At 71.7% G+C, this 14,052-nt stretch carries 12 protein-coding genes and 1 tRNA gene; 5 read left to right on the top strand and 8 right to left on the bottom strand.

From position 1 onward, the window contains the following. Window positions 1-30 precede the first annotated feature (30 nt). Together B7K25_RS12910 and B7K25_RS12905 are read right to left on the bottom strand one after the other, a co-directional pair. The gene (locus B7K25_RS12910; protein ID WP_084106570.1) at window positions 31-1,809 is read right to left on the bottom strand and encodes an L-lactate permease; all 1,779 of its coding nucleotides are present in this window, start codon (window positions 1,807-1,809) and stop codon (window positions 31-33) included. Window positions 1,810-1,910: 101 nt separating this feature from the next. Further along, entirely contained in the window at window positions 1,911-3,107 is a 1,197-nt protein-coding gene (locus tag B7K25_RS12905) for an ROK family transcriptional regulator (protein ID WP_084106568.1), read from the bottom strand. Window positions 3,108-3,232: 125 nt separating this feature from the next. Here B7K25_RS12905 and xylA point away from each other — a divergent pair, with 125 nt between their 5' ends. Together xylA and xylB are read left to right on the top strand one after the other, a co-directional pair. Next, window positions 3,233-4,423, top strand: coding sequence for a xylose isomerase (gene xylA, locus B7K25_RS12900; protein ID WP_084106566.1), 1,191 nt, complete (start codon window positions 3,233-3,235; stop codon window positions 4,421-4,423). 119 nt (window positions 4,424-4,542) lie between these two features. After that, a complete protein-coding gene (gene xylB, locus B7K25_RS12895) occupies window positions 4,543-5,973 on the top strand; it encodes a xylulokinase (RefSeq protein WP_084106564.1) in 1,431 nt (476 codons plus the stop codon). Between the two features lie 86 nt (window positions 5,974-6,059). Here xylB and B7K25_RS12890 read toward each other — a convergent pair. The 3 genes from B7K25_RS12890 to B7K25_RS12880 all read right to left on the bottom strand — a co-directional run bounded on the left by B7K25_RS12890 (window position 6,060) and on the right by B7K25_RS12880 (window position 9,838). Continuing rightward, window positions 6,060-6,133, bottom strand: a tRNA-Pro gene (locus tag B7K25_RS12890). A 53-nt stretch (window positions 6,134-6,186) separates the two neighbouring features. After that, window positions 6,187-7,140: a metallophosphoesterase gene (locus tag B7K25_RS12885; protein WP_084106562.1), complete on the bottom strand. Its 954-nt coding sequence runs from the start codon at window positions 7,138-7,140 to the stop codon at window positions 6,187-6,189. Between the two features lie 7 nt (window positions 7,141-7,147). Beyond that, window positions 7,148-9,838 carry a transglycosylase domain-containing protein gene (locus B7K25_RS12880; RefSeq protein WP_084106560.1) on the bottom strand — a complete coding sequence of 897 codons (2,691 nt, stop codon included), beginning with the start codon at window positions 9,836-9,838 and terminating at the stop codon, window positions 7,148-7,150. A 98-nt stretch (window positions 9,839-9,936) separates the two neighbouring features. On the opposite strand from B7K25_RS12880, the gene B7K25_RS13625 reads away from it, so the two are divergent. Together B7K25_RS13625 and B7K25_RS12875 are read left to right on the top strand one after the other, a co-directional pair. Then, complete coding sequence (locus B7K25_RS13625) at window positions 9,937-10,089, top strand: DUF4177 domain-containing protein (RefSeq protein WP_144019012.1); 153 nt, start codon at window positions 9,937-9,939, stop codon at window positions 10,087-10,089. Then, on the top strand, window positions 10,086-10,559 hold the full coding sequence (locus tag B7K25_RS12875; protein WP_084106559.1) for a RidA family protein: 474 nt from the start codon (window positions 10,086-10,088) through the stop codon (window positions 10,557-10,559). The genes B7K25_RS13625 and B7K25_RS12875 overlap by 4 nt, the downstream gene beginning before the upstream one ends. A 181-nt stretch (window positions 10,560-10,740) precedes the next feature. On the opposite strand, the gene B7K25_RS12870 is transcribed toward B7K25_RS12875, so the two are convergent. Both B7K25_RS12870 and B7K25_RS12865 read right to left on the bottom strand, forming a co-directional pair. Further along, on the bottom strand, window positions 10,741-11,433 hold the full coding sequence (locus B7K25_RS12870) for a Crp/Fnr family transcriptional regulator (RefSeq protein ID WP_084106557.1): 693 nt from the start codon (window positions 11,431-11,433) through the stop codon (window positions 10,741-10,743). After that, a complete protein-coding gene (locus B7K25_RS12865) occupies window positions 11,426-11,839 on the bottom strand; it encodes a hypothetical protein (protein WP_144019011.1) in 414 nt (137 codons plus the stop codon). Before B7K25_RS12865 ends, B7K25_RS12870 begins: the two co-directional genes overlap by 8 nt. 101 nt (window positions 11,840-11,940) lie before the next feature. Between B7K25_RS12865 and nth the strand changes: the two genes are divergently transcribed. Beyond that, complete coding sequence (gene nth, locus B7K25_RS12860) at window positions 11,941-12,648, top strand: endonuclease III (protein ID WP_084106635.1); 708 nt, start codon at window positions 11,941-11,943, stop codon at window positions 12,646-12,648. Between the two features lie 43 nt (window positions 12,649-12,691). Here the strand turns inward: nth and nhaA are convergent, their stop codons facing one another. Further along, on the bottom strand, window positions 12,692-14,050 hold the full coding sequence (nhaA, locus tag B7K25_RS12855; protein ID WP_084106554.1) for a Na+/H+ antiporter NhaA: 1,359 nt from the start codon (window positions 14,048-14,050) through the stop codon (window positions 12,692-12,694). Between the last annotated feature and the right edge of the window lie 2 nt (window positions 14,051-14,052).

Below are 14,052 nucleotides of genomic sequence, written 5' to 3'. Positions count from 1 at the left end.
ACGGCCTCAGAGGACCCACCGCGGGAGCGGCTAGACGATCACCCACGTGATCGCGCCCAGGATCACCAGGCACACGGCCGCGACCGGCAGCGCCCGCGTGAGCACCTGGCCCTCGCGGCCCGACAGTCCCACCGTCGCCGCCGCGGCGACCACGTTGTGAGGGCAGATGATGTTACCGATCGCCGCCCCGGCGCCCTGGGCGCCCAGCAGGGGCAGCGGGTCGAGCTCCGCGGACAGCGCGGTCTGGTCCTGGAACTCGGTGAAGAGGATGTTCGACGCCGTCGCGGACCCCGTCATGAACGTGCCGAGCGCACCGACGAAGGGGCTCAGCACGGGCCACAGCGCGCCAGTCGCGGCCGCGGCGACGGCGAGCTGCTCGGTCATGCCTGCCTCCGACATGGTGAACGCGACGGTCACCATCGCCGCGAGCGCCGCGAACACGGGCACGACCTGCAGCGTGGCCTTCTGGAACGCGATGCCCACGTCGCGCCACGCCGCGTGCTGCCACACCGCGCCTGCCACGAAGGCGATCGCGAGGAGCGCGCCCGGGTGGTACAGCGGCTGGATCGACTCGGAGAACGTGCCATAGAGCTCCCAGCTGATGGTCCACGACTGCGTGAGCTCCTTGACCGGCGTGATGAGCCGCGTGACGAGCACGAGCACCACCAGCACGAGGTACGGAGCGGTCGCCGCGAGGAACGACATGCTGGGTGGGGCCGTGACGGCGGCCGATGCGCGCGCGGGGGACAGCGCGCCCGTCGCCTCGGTGGCGGGTGAGCGGGCGGCGGAGGCCGCCGCGCCGCCCGCGGACGGCTCGCCGACCGTCGCGCTGTAGCCGGCGACCGGGCTCGCCGCGGTCGCCCCTGGGGACGGCAGCGCGGGCGCCGTCACGTCGCTCGAGCCCGCCGGAGACCCGGGGTCGGCAGGCGTATCGGTGTCGGGCGCGGTGGTGTCGGGTGCGGTGGCGCTGAGGTCGCCAGTGGCGCTGCCGGGGCCGGGCCGTGCGCTCGCGCGCCGGTTGAGGGCCCATCTCACGACGGCGACGAACACACCGGCGCCGGCGATCGAGCCCACGAGCGACGGCAGCTCGGGACCGACGAACCGCGCGATGAGCAGGTACGGGGTGAAGAACGCGACGTAGGCGACGGCCATCCACTTCCACGGCGCCCCGGCCGTGGGCATGAGGGTGCCAACCATGCGCGCCACCATGAACGCCAGGACCAGGCCGACGGCCGCCATCAGCGGCGCGGTGGCCCACGACAGCTCGAGCGGGTCGTAGTCGACGATGGCGAGCTGCGCGAGGGTAGGCGTGCCGACCGCGGCGAAGGGCACGGCGGACGCGTGCCCGAGCATCGCGGCGACCACGGCCGTGACGGGCTTGAACCCGGCCGCGACGAGGAACGGTGCCGCGAGCGCCACAGGCGTACCGAATCCCGCCGCACCCTCGATCAGCAGGCAGAAGAACCACACGATGAGCAGGGCCGCGACGCGCGGATCGGGGGTGATGCGCGACAGCCCGGCCTCGAGGGCGGACGTCGCCCCCGTGCGCTGCTGGAGATGGTGGATGCCCAGCGCCGGGCCGATGATGAGCATCACCGTGAGGGCGACCCAGCCCGCGCGCGCAAGGACGCCGATGATCCCCTCGAGCTGGCTGAACGGATCGTCCTCGCCGCCGAACTCGAAGGCCGTGATCGCGAGCACGATCGCGCCGAGCGCCGCCGCCGTGCCCGCGAGCACCGCGGACCACTTCGCGACCACCATCAGCAGCAGGATCGCGAGGATCGGCAGCGAGGCGAGCAGCGTCAGCATGGGCGCTCACCCTCAGCGGCGCGACGGACGACGGGAACCATGACCCCAGCGTGCCATGCCTCGCCCGGGTCGCGCAGGGTCGAACGGGACGACGTGCCTGGTCAGGCGGCGGAGCCGGGGTCCGCCAGCAGCTCCTCGAAGCCCAGCTCGGCCGCTCCCACCATGAGCAGCTCGTCGCCCAGCTGCGCAGGCAGCACCTCGACGCTGTCCGCGAGCGGAGAGAACGCCATGTCCTGCAGAGTGTCCGTGAGTCGCGCCGTGCGCAGGGCGTGGAGGGCGCTGAGATAGCCGCCGAGGACGACCGCCTGGGGGTTGAAGGCGGACACGAAGGACGCCATCGCGCGGCCCAGCACGTCGACCTGGCGGTCGATCTCCTCCGCGAGCGCGCCAGAGTCCTGTGCCCGGAGGCTGGCCTCGACGTCGTCGTGGTCGATGGCCTCGGTGGCGGCGGCCTCGAGGCGCTGCAGGTTGACCTCGGTCTCGAGGCAGCCACGCCGTCCGCAGTGGCACCGCTCGCCGTCCGCGCGGATGATCGTGTGCCCGAGCTCGCCGGCGAACCCGTCCGCGCCGCGCAGGATCGCGCCGTCGGTCAGGAGCGACCCGCCGATGCCGGAGACGGAGCCGTTGAGGTACACGACGCTGCTGCGTCCCCTTGTCGCGCCGAACAGCGTCTCCGCGACGAGCGCCGCATTCGCGTCGTTGTCGACCGCGACGGCGACGCCGAGCGCTGCCGCGAGCGGCCTCGCAAGATCCTCGTCCTGCCAGCGCAGGTGCGGCGCGCGTGCGACCACGCCGGTACGGACCCTCACGAGGCCCGGCACCGCGACGCCAGCGCCCACGACGCGGCGCTCGGGCACGCCCGGGGCGCCGACGAGAGCGCGCGCATGCTCGGTGACGGCGGAGACGACCTCTGCGGCGGTCGGCACCGAGGCGAACTCGACGCGCCGGCGCGCGTGCACGACGCCGCCCAGGCCCACGACGCCCAGCACCACCGCGTCGACGTCGGGGCTCACCGCGATGGCCACCACATCGGGATTGGGCACGACCACCGGGCTGGGCCGGCCGACGCCGCTCGCCTCGGGCGCGCGCTCGCTCACCAGACCCGCCCCGACGAGGTCGGCGACCAGCAGCCCGATGGTCGAGCGGTTGAGCCCGGTCGCGCGCGTGAGGTCCGCGCGGGACATGCCGCGGCCGTGGTGCACGAGGGACAGGACCGTCGACAGGTTGTGCCGCCGGGTCGACTCGTTGCGGCTGCCGCGCCCCGGGGTGAGGGTCCGTCCCGGCGTGTGGTCGAGCATCGTCGCTGTCTCCTCTCGCTGACCTGTCGGCATATTTTGACAGGTCACCGCCACAGGCTTATGTTGTTGCCAACAACCTAACAGATGTGCCCACCCACGCATCAATGACGATCGGAGCAACACCCATGGCACCCACGCCCACCCGCGAGGACAAGTTCTCCTTCGGACTGTGGACCCTCGGCTGGCAGGCCCAGGACCCCTTCGGTTCCGCCACCCGCCCCCCGCTCGACACGGTGGAGGCCATCCACGGCCTCGCCGAGGCCGGCGCGTGGGGCATCACGTTCCACGACGACGACGTCTTCCCGTTTGGCTCCTCCGACGCGGAGCGCCAGAAGGCCATCGACGACCTCAAGGGCGCGTGCGACGCGACCGGCATCGTCGTCGAGATGGTCACCACCAACCTCTTCACGCACCCCGTGTTCAAGGACGGCGGGTTCACCTCCAACGACCGCGGCGTGCGCCGCTTCGCGCTGCGCAAGGTGCTGCGGAACATCGACCTCGCGGCCGAGCTGGGCGCCACGACGTTCGTCATGTGGGGCGGCCGCGAGGGCGCCGAGTACGACTCCGCGAAGGACATCCACGCCGCCCTCGAGCGCTACCGCGAGGCCGTCAACCTGCTCGGCGACTACGTCACCGACAAGGGCTACGACATCAAGTTCGCCATCGAGCCCAAGCCCAACGAGCCCCGCGGCGACATCCTGCTGCCGACCGTGGGCCACGCGCTCGCGTTCATCGACTCGCTCGAGCGCCCCGAGCTCGTGGGTCTCAACCCCGAGACGGGCCACGAGCAGATGGCGGGCCTGAACTTCACCGCGGGCATCGCCCAGGCGCTGTACCACGGCAAGCTCTTCCACATCGACCTCAACGGGCAGCGCGGAATCAAGTACGACCAGGACCTCGTGTTCGGTCATGGCGACCTGCACAACGCCTTCTCGCTGGTCGACCTCCTCGAGCACGGCGGCCCCAACGGCGGCCCGGCCTACGACGGCCCCCGCCACTTCGACTACAAGCCCTCGCGCACCGAGGACAGCAAGGGCGTGTGGGAGTCCGTGCGCGCGAACATGGCGACGTACCTGCTCCTCAAGGAGCGGGCACAGGCGTTCCGCGCCGACCCCGAGGTCCAGGAGGCCCTGCAGGAGGCGAAGGTCCTCGAGCTCGGCAAGCCCACGCTGAACGACGGCGAGACCTACGCGGACCTGCTCGCGGACCGCTCCGCGTACGAGGACTTCGACGCCGAGGCGTTCTTCGGCGGCAACGGCTTCGGCTTCGTCCGCCTCCAGCAGCTGGCCACCGAGCACCTCATGGGCGCCCGCTGACCGTCTGAGCTCTCCTCCCCCATGCGCCGCCCGTCCTCGCGTCCTCCTTCGCGCGGGACGGGCGGCGCGCTCCTTCCTCTACCTCCCCTGAACCCCACCCCCTCCAGAGAGGACGCGCGATGACGCTCGTCGCCGGGGTCGACTCCTCGACCCAGAGCTGCAAGGTGGTCGTCCGCGACCTCGACACCGGCGAGGTGGTCCGCTCGGGCCGCGCGTCCCACCCGGACGGCACCTCCGTGCCGCCCGCCGCGTGGTGGAGCGCGCTGCGCACCGCGCTCGACGAGGCCGGCGGGCTGGACGACGTCGCCGCCGTCTCGATCGGCGGCCAGCAACACGGCATGGTCGCCCTCGACGCCGACGGCCGCGTCATCCGCGACGCCCTGCTGTGGAACGACACCCGCTCGGCCGGCGCCGCGGCGGACCTCATCGCCGAGCTCGGCGCCGACGAGCTCGCCACCCGCACCGGCCTGGTGCCCGTCGCGTCCTTCACCTCCACGAAGCTGCGCTGGCTGCGCGACGCCGAGCCCGACAACGCCGCGCGGGTCGCCGCCGTCGCGCTTCCCCATGACTGGCTCACTTGGCGCCTGCGGGGCTACGGACCCGCGGACGAGGCGCCGCTCGGGCCCGTCCTCGACGAGCTCACGACGGACAGGTCCGATGCGTCGGGCACCGGCTACTGGTCGCCCACCAGCGGCGAGTACGACCGCGAGCTGCTGATCGCCGCGCTCGGCCACGACGCCGTCCTGCCACGTGTCCTCGGGCCCGGAGACAGCGCGGGCACGGGCGCCGTCGGGTACTCGGCGAGCGCATCGGCCGTCGTCGTCGGCCCTGGGGCCGGAGACAACGCCGGCGCGGCGCTCGGCCTGGGCGCGGCCGCCGGCGACGCCATCGTGTCGATCGGCACGTCGGGAACGGTGTTCGCGGTCACCGAGGTCCCCGCCCGAGACGTCACCGGGGCCGTCGCGGGCTTCGCCGACGCCTCCGGCGCCTTCCTGCCCCTCGTCGCGACGCTGAACGCCGCGCGCGTGCTCGACGCCTTCACGCGCGTGCTCGGGGTCACCCACGACGAGCTGGGCGCCCTGGCTCTCGCCGCCGAGCCCGGAGCCGGCGGCGCGGTGCTCGTGCCGTACTTCGAGGGCGAGCGCACGCCCAACCTTCCCGACGCCACTGCTTCGCTCAGCGGCCTCACGCTCGCCTCGACGACGCGGGAGAACCTCGCCCGCGCGGCGATCGAGGGCATGCTGTGCGCTCTCGCCGACGGCCTCGCCGCGGTCCGCGCGCAGGGCCTCGATCCCCAGCGCCTGCTCATCGTCGGCGGTGCGGCTCAGAACCCCGCGGTCCAGGCGATCGCGGCGCAGGTGTTCGACGCGCCGGTCGAGATCCCGGAGCCCGCGGAGTACGTCGCGCTGGGCGCGGCCGTGCAGGCCGCGTGGGCCCTCACGGGGGAGCGCCCTGCCTGGGCCGTGCAGACCGTGGCGACCCCCGCCCCCGACCACCGACCGGTGATCCTCGAGCAGTACCGAGCGGCCGCATCGGCCCACCGTCCCTGAGGCGCGCCGGCGCCGGACGGGCCTCGAGCCCGAACGCACCGGAGGCCCCGACGCATCAGCGTCGGGGCCTCCGGTGTGTCTCTCGGTCGGGGTGACAGGATTTGAACCTGCGACCTCCTCGTCCCGAACGAGGCGCGCTACCAAGCTGCGCCACACCCCGAGAAAACAGCCGTGTCAGGATACCGGACGACACGGCCTGAAACCTAACTGGCCTCAGCCCCCTGCCGGCGCAGGCGACGGCGCGTCCACCGGCAGCAGCGTGAGCAGCGTCGCCTCCGGTCGGCACGCCAGTCGGATGGGCGTGTACGGGGAGGTTCCGACGCCCGCGGAGACGTGCAGCCAGACGCTGTCGTCGCCGCCATCCTGGTCCGGGCGGGCGCCCGGCCAGCCGTGCAGACCCTTCGCCCGCGAGGTGTCCAGGTCGCAGTTGGTGACGAGCGCCCCGTAGCCGGGGACGCACACCTGGCCGCCGTGCGTGTGGCCCGCGAGGATCACCTGCGCGCCGTCGGCTCGCAGCGCCTCGAGGGAGCGCAGGTACGGGGCGTGGACGACGCCGATGCGCACGTCGCCCTGGGTGCCCGGGGCACCTGCGCCCTCGGCGACCGGGGAGAGCTCGTCGCGGCCGAGGTGCGGGTCGTCGAGCCCGGTGAAGGACACCGCGTGTCCGGCCAGGTCGAGCGCGCCGCGCGCGTTGTTGAGATCCAGCCAGCCGCGCGCCGTCAGGCCCGCCGTGAGCGCCTCGTGGTCGAGGGCCACGGCCTCACCGTGGAGGCGGGTGGGCTCGCGCAGGTACGTCAGCGGGTTCTTGGCCCGCGGTCCGAAGTAGTCGTTCGAGCCGTGCACGAAGACGCCAGGGAACGCGAGCAAGGGCTCGAGCGCCTCGAGCGCCGTGGGCACCGCATCCTCGTGCGCGAGGTTGTCGCCGGTGTCGACCACGAGGTCGGGCCGGAAGCGCGCGAGCGAGCGCACCCACGCCACCTTGCCGCGCTGGGACGGCGTGAGGTGCAGATCCGACAGGTGCAGGATCCGCAGCGGCTTGGACCCGGCGGGCAGCACGGGAGCGGCGACCTGGCGCACGACGTAGGAGCGCGCCTCGACGAGGCTCCACGCGAGCACGCCGGCGCCGGCCAGGACGGTCGCTCCCGCGACCTTGGACAGTGCTCCCACGCGAGGCTCAGTCGTCGCGACCGCGGCCGCGGTCGTCGTCGTCGCCGTTGCCGTTGCCGTTGCCGTTCCCGTTGTTGCCTTGCGGGTTGCCGTTCTCGTCGTAACCCGGGCACGGCTGGTTGGTGTCCTCGTTCCAGTTGTCGCCGTCGGCGCACTGCTGGACCCAGCCGTTGGGCGGGTTGGTCGAGAACGACGCCGGCGGCCACGTGTCGCCCCAGTAGTCCGAGGGTGCGGTGTTGCGGTCCCAGTCGGAGGGCCAGTTGTACCACCAGCTGGGCAGCTCGTCCGTGGCGAGGTAGACCGTGATGGTCGAACCGGGCGTCATGCGTCCGCCGGAGCCGGGGCTCTGCGACGCGATCGCGCCGGACTCGACGGAGTTCGAGAACACCCGCTGGTCCGAGACCCGCAGGTAGAAGCCCGCCTCCGCGGCGAGGTAGCGCGCCGTCGACTCGGAGCGGCCTACCAGGCTTGGCACCTGGACCGGAACGCCGTTGAGCATCTCGTCGGAGACGGACGGGAAGCCCACCGCCTCCACGCCCTCGAGCGAGCGCTCCATGAACTTCTCCCAGGTGGGAGCCATGAGCGTCGAGCCGTAGAAGAAGGGCTCGTAGCGGCCACCGATGCGCATCCGCTGCTGCGGGGTGTCGGTGTCGGGGTTGCCCAGCCAGAACACGGACACCAGCTGCGGCGTGTAGCCCGCGAACCAGGTGTGCATGTTCTGCTGCGACGTGCCGGTCTTGCCGGCGGAGACGCGGCCCTCGAGCTGCGTGCGACGTCCCGAGCCCTCGGTCATCACGCCCTGCAGCGCGTAGGTGACGCCGGCCGCGAGCTCGGCGGAGATCGCCTGGCGGCAGTCCTGCTGCGGCACCGGGATCTCCTCGCCCTCGGGCGTGGTGATCGACAGGATCGCGAGCGGCTCGCAGTGGACGCCCTCGTTGGCGAAGATCTGGTACATCTCGGCCATGCCCAGCGGCGACGAGTTCTGCGGGCCCAGCACCGAGGACGGCACGAGCTCGAATGGGGCGTTGTCGGCGCGCTCGAAGTAGAGGGACTCGGCCATGTCGCCGATGTCGCACAGGTCCAGCTGGCTGGCCATCGCGACGTAGGCCGTGTTGACGGAGTTCGCGGTCGCCTGCAGCACAGACTGGTTGGAGGCGCCGGTGTTGCCGACGTTGCCCGGCTTCCACGGCTTGCCGTAGAAGTTCACGGGGCCGTTGCACGAGTCCGCCCAGTCGCCGTCCTCGTACTCCTGGATGGATCCCTGGACGATCTGGCGCAGCGAGCGTCCCGAGTCGAGCCAGGCCGCGAGGATCACGGGCTTGAAGGTCGAGCCGGGGCTGAAGCCGCGGGAGCCGCCCCACTCGCGGTCGACGGAGTAGTTGATGGACGTCGAGCCCTCCGCCTCGGCGGCGGGGTCGAAGTCGCGGTTCTGCGCCATCGCGAGGATCTGACCGGTGTCAGGGTCCAGCGCGACCATCGCGGTCGCGAAGCCCGACGGGTCATCGATCGGCAGCGTCGAGCGCAGCTCCTCGTTGGCGATCTCCTGCTTCTTGACGTCGAGCGTCGTGACGATGTCCAGGCCACCGGTGTAGAGCAGGTCGTTGCCGCTCTGGGTGTCCGTGTTGAACACCTCGTGCTTCGAGATGATCTTCGTGACGTAGTCGCAGAAGAACGGCGCGATGTCCGAGGCGGAGCACGAGAACTTGGGAGCCGAGACCTTGAGGGTGTCCTCGACCGGGATCGCCTCGTAGGTGTTGAACTCCTCCTCGGTGATCATGTCCTGCTCGTACATGACGCCGAGCACGGCGTCGCGTCGGACCTCGGCCTGGTCGTAGTTGTCGACCGCGCCGTCGTCGGTGTCGAAGGTACGGGTCGGGTCCCAGCGCGAGGGGTTCTGCGTGATGCCGGCGATGGTCGCGGCCTCGAGCGCGGACAGCTCAGCGGCGGGCTTCGAGAAGTAGTACTGCGCGGCAGCCTCGACGCCGTAGATGTTGCGGCCGAACTGCGCGATGTTGAGGTACTGCTGGAGGATGTCCTCCTTGCCGCAGTTGACCGCCGGGTCGGTGCCGTCGCACTGGTCGCCGTAGCGCTCGTTGCGGCTCTCCTCGAACGCGAGGGCGAGGCGCCACTCGCGGATCTTGCGGGGGATCGTCGCCTCGGTGGCCTCCGCGATCGCCTCGGCCTGCTCCTCGGAGTCGTCGATCTCGAGGGCGTCCTGGAGGAGGGTGTTCTTGATCAGCTGCTGGGTGAGCGTGGACGCTCCCTGCTCGCCGCCCTCGGTGCGCAGGTTCTCAGCGACCGCGCGCAGCAAACCCTCGCCGTCGACGCCGTTGTGGACCCAGAAGCGCTTGTCCTCGATGGCGACCACGGCCTTCTGCATCCAGGGCGAGATCTCCTCGAGCGGGACGATCACGCGGTTCTGGCTGTAGAAGGTCGCGAGGAGGGTCTCCCCGTCGCGGGCGTAGATGTTCGACTGCTGCGGCAGCTCGACGGACTCGAGCTCGTCGGGGAGCTCCTCGAAGATCTCGACGGAGCCGTTGACGGCGCTGCCGGCGACGGTCACCGCGGGCAGGGCGATGCCTGCCAGGAGGAACCCGCCGATCACGGCGAAGGCGACGAACATGAACAGCGCGGACAGCAGCTGCACCACCGTCACGTGGCCATCACGGCGCGCGCGGCGAGAAGTGAAGAAGCCCATATACCAACCTTACGTCCCCGTCTGGACGACCTTTGCGTCCCATGCTCAACGCTCGATACCCGTGGAGGGTTCCTGCGGGCGCGCGATACTCTCGTCGCATGACGCAATGGGAATACGCGACTGTACCTCTCATCGACCACGTGACCAAGCAGATCCTCGACCAGTGGGGCGAGGACGGCTGGGAGCTCGTGCAGGTCGTGACCGGCCCGACGGGCGGCCTCGTCGCCTACCTCAAGCGCCCGAAGTCATGAGCGCCTCGTCCCGTCTGGCCGACCTCGGACTCACCCTGCCCGAGGTCGCGACGCCCGTCGGCACGTACACCCCCGCGCGCCGCCACGGCGACCTCATCTACACGTCCGGCCAGCTGCCTCTCGTCGACGGGGAGCTCGTCGCGACCGGCGTCGTCGGCGCGAGGGCGGGTGACGTGGGCCCCGAACGGGCCGTCGAGTGCGCGCGCGCCGCGGTGCTCAACGCCCTCGCGGCCGTCGCGAACGTCGCCGGCGGCATCGACTCGGTGCTCGGCATCGTCCGCATGACCGGCTACATCGCCTCGGCGCCCGGGTTCACGGGCCAGCCCGCGGTCCTCAACGGTGCGAGCGGCATCCTCGCCGACGTCTTCGGCGAGCCGGGCCGCCACGCCCGGTCCGCGGTGGGCGTCGCGTCGCTGCCGTTGGGCGCTCCCGTCGAGATCGAGCTCATCGCGGAGCTGCGCCCCTTCTGACCCGCTGGCGGTGGATTCTCGCTCATCACCCGTCCGTAGTGCACGAGTTGGGCCCCACTCGCTCATCGAGGGCGATGGATGCACGAGAATCGACCGCCAGGGCGCGGTCGGAGGGCCGATGCGCTCGCCAGCAGCGCCCGCCCCTCGCCTTCTCGACGGCGTCGGGTGGGCTAGCGGGGCGTCAACGCGAGCGCGCGCGCAGGCGCTCGGGCTCGTAGACCTCGACGGCGCCGATGTGGACGTCGATCCATCCGCGCGAGGCGAAGTCCGCGAGGGCCTTGTTGACCGTCTCGCGGGAGGCGCCCACCAGCTGCGCGAGCTCCTCCTGGGTGAGGCCGTGACGCACGGTCACGTGGCCGCGCTCCATGCGTCCGAAGCGGTGGCCGAGGTCGAGGATCGCCTTCGCGACGCGGCCGGGCACGTCCGAGAAGACGAGGTCGGCCATGGTGTTCGAGATGCGGCGGATGCGCTGCGCGAGCGCACGCATGAGGTGGCGGGACATCTCGAGGTGATCGTCGAGCCAGGTGTCGAGCACCGCCTTGGGCAGCTCGTAGATGATCGAGTCCTCGACCGCGTGGGCGCGCGACAGGCGCGGCCCCGGGTCGAACACCGACAGCTCGCCGAGCATGTCGCCCACGCCGAGCAGCCCGAGCAGGTTCTCGCGTCCGTCGCGGGCGGTGCGGGCCATCTTGATCTTGCCCTTGACGATGACGTAGAGCGCCTGGCCCTCGTCGCCCTCGTTGAACAGCACGTCGCCCTTGGCGAGCTCCATGCGCGTCATGGTCGCGATGAGGGAGCGAGCGGAGTTGCCGTCCATGCCGGCGAACAGCGGCGACGACCGGAGCAGCTGCTCCTCGCGGGGTGACTCACCCATGGTCGCCTCCTCGCGGGGGGGTGGACACTCGGCGCTGCTGTCCCAGTGCTCTCACCATCTGCCCCGTCACCATCTCCAGATTGTCGCTGACACGGTCCTCGTACGACTGTAGCCGGGCATCGAGGCTCTGGAGCGCCTCCACGCTCGCGGGAGTCGCACTCTCCGCGTCGGGCCACACGGCTCCCGACAGCTCCGCCGTGGTGGGAGCATCGGCCGCGAGCGCCTCCCAGGCGTCGTCCATCCCGAGCCGCTCGAGCTCGGCGACGTCGGCCAGCTGGGCGATCACGAGGTCCTTGCGCGCCTGCACCAGGCGGCGCCACCAGCGCACCCTCGCGAGCTCGCGGCGGATCTCGCGGCGGCGGTGCCGAAGCTCGGTGACCTGAGCCGACAGATCCGACGTGGGCACGGTCACCTCCGGGCTCGATGGACACGGGCGCGGCGCGCTCCGACGCCCTCTCTATCGGCCGGCGTGCGAGCGGCCTTGAGGCCCTCGCCTACGCTGGATCCATGGCCTCCCGCACACCCCTCACCGTCGCTGTCGAGGGCATGGACGCACCGCCCGTGGCGCTCACGCGCCGCGCGCGCGCCGTGAACCGTGCGCTCGCCGAGGTCTACCCGGACGCGCACTGCGAGCTGGACTACCAGACGCCGTTCCAGCTGCTCGTCGCGACGGTGCTCAGCGCGCAGTGCACCGACGTGCGCGTCAACCAGGTCACGCCGGGGCTGTTCGCCGTCTACCCGGACGCCCAGGAGATGGCCGGCGCGGACCGCGACCGGCTCGAGGCGCTCATCAAGCCCACCGGCTTCTACCGGGCGAAGGCGGAGTCGCTGCTGGGGCTCAGCCGCGACATCGTCGAGCGCTACGACGGCCAGGTGCCGGGCCGCCTGCACGACCTCACCACGCTGCGGGGCGTCGGCCGCAAGACCGCGAACGTGGTGCTCGGCAACGCATTCGGAGTGCCCGGGATCACGGTCGACACCCACATGGGTCGCCTCGCCCGCCGCCTGGGCCTCACCGTCAACGAGGACCCCGTCGTGGTCGAGCGCGACCTCATGGCGCTCGTCGAGCGCAGCGAGTGGACGCTGTGGTCGCACCGCGTGATCTTCCACGGGCGCCGCCGGTGCAAGGCCCGCAAGCCCGAGTGCGGCGCGTGCGAGATCGCCGCCCTGTGCCCGAGCGCACCCGGCGCGAAGGTGAGGGCGCCCGCGTCCTGACACGCGCATCGGCGCTGCGAACGCGCCGCCGGGAGCCGGAACGCTAGTGCTTGTCCGGGTTCGGGTCCTCGGCATCGGGCGCCGGCAGCTCGTCGACGTCCACGTCTTCGCGCGCGCCGAGCGCGCCGAACCGCTGGGCGACGAGGCGCGACTCCTCGAGGGGGGTCGAGCGGCGCTCGTAGATGCGCCGGTAGTGCCGGTCCCGCCACGTGAGCAGGACGGCACCGATGATCGCGGCGGTGAGCGACGCGAACAGCACGGCCATCTTGACCTCGGCGCCCACGGTGCTCTCGTCGCCGAACGCCAGGTCGCCGATGAGCAGCGACACGGTGAAGCCGATTCCGGCGACGAACCCCACCGAGCCGACGTCCCACCAGGACAGGCCTCGGTCGAGCCCTGCGCGCAGGATCTTCGCGGCCACGAAGGTGAACAGCAGGATGCCCAGCGGCTTGCCGACCACCAGACCCAGGAAGATGCCCTGCGCGATCGGGTCCGCCGCGGCGGTCGCGAGGCTCTCGGCGCTGATGGCGACGCCCGCGGCGAACAGGGCGAAGATCGGCACCGCGACGCCGGCCGAGACCGGACGCCACAGGTGCTCCCAATGCTCCGCGAGCGACGACCGCTCGCCCTTGCGCGCGACGGCAGGCACGACCATGCCGAGCGCGACGCCCGCGATGGTGGCGTGCACGCCCGAGGCGTGCATGGTCGCCCACGCGATGACGCCCAGCGGGATGAGGATCCACCAGTGGGTGATGCCCTTGCGTGCAAGGAAGCCGAACACGGCGATGGCCACGGCGGACGCGGCGAGCCACTCGAAGTGCAGGTCGGACGAGAAGAACGCGGCGATGATGATGATCGCCAGCAGGTCGTCGACCACGGCGAGCGTCAGCAGGAACGCGCGCAGGGCGTTCGGCAGCCACTTGCCGACGACGGCGAGCACGGCGATCGCGAAGGCGATGTCCGTCGCGGTGGGCACGGCCCACCCAGCCGTCGACCCGCCCTCCTGCATGAGGTTGACGGCGACGTAGATGCCCGCGGGGACCGCCATGCCGCCGATGGCGGCAACGATGGGCACGATCGCGGTGGCGGGCTTGCGCAGCTCACCGGCGACGATCTCGCGCTTGAGCTCGAGGCCGACCACGAAGAAGAAGATGGCGAGCAGGCCGTCCTTGGCCCAGCCCTCGACCGACAGGTGCAGGTGCAGCGACTCGGGCCCGAACTCGAACGCCTTGATGGTCTCGTACGACTCTGACCAGGCCGAGTTCGCCCAGATCAGCGCGATGACGGTCGCCGCGAGGAGCAGGATGCCGCCCGTACGCTCCGCGCGCAGCACATCCGCGAGGGTGCGCTCGGTGGACGGCGTCAGACGAGAGAACAGGCGGGAGTTGCTGGAGGTGGCCATCG

Source organism: Demequina sp. NBRC 110056, from assembly GCF_002090155.1.
Classification (GTDB): domain Bacteria; phylum Actinomycetota; class Actinomycetes; order Actinomycetales; family Demequinaceae; genus Demequina.
This window is presented reverse-complemented; position numbering and strand designations above follow the sequence as displayed.

Coding starts and splice junctions, on each gene's coding strand:
- nhaA (WP_084106554.1), bottom strand. CDS start 14,050: ATGGCCACCTCCAGCAACTCCCGCCTGTTCTCTCGTCTGACGCCGTCC.
- nth (WP_084106635.1), top strand. CDS start 11,941: ATGGCCTCCCGCACACCCCTCACCGTCGCTGTCGAGGGCATGGACGCA.
- B7K25_RS12905 (WP_084106568.1), bottom strand. CDS start 3,107: ATGCTCGACCACACGCCGGGACGGACCCTCACCCCGGGGCGCGGCAGC.
- B7K25_RS12875 (WP_084106559.1), top strand. CDS start 10,086: ATGAGCGCCTCGTCCCGTCTGGCCGACCTCGGACTCACCCTGCCCGAG.
- B7K25_RS13625 (WP_144019012.1), top strand. CDS start 9,937: ATGACGCAATGGGAATACGCGACTGTACCTCTCATCGACCACGTGACC.
- B7K25_RS12880 (WP_084106560.1), bottom strand. CDS start 9,838: ATGGGCTTCTTCACTTCTCGCCGCGCGCGCCGTGATGGCCACGTGACG.
- B7K25_RS12910 (WP_084106570.1), bottom strand. CDS start 1,809: ATGCTGACGCTGCTCGCCTCGCTGCCGATCCTCGCGATCCTGCTGCTG.
- xylA (WP_084106566.1), top strand. CDS start 3,233: ATGGCACCCACGCCCACCCGCGAGGACAAGTTCTCCTTCGGACTGTGG.
- xylB (WP_084106564.1), top strand. CDS start 4,543: ATGACGCTCGTCGCCGGGGTCGACTCCTCGACCCAGAGCTGCAAGGTG.
- B7K25_RS12870 (WP_084106557.1), bottom strand. CDS start 11,433: ATGGGTGAGTCACCCCGCGAGGAGCAGCTGCTCCGGTCGTCGCCGCTG.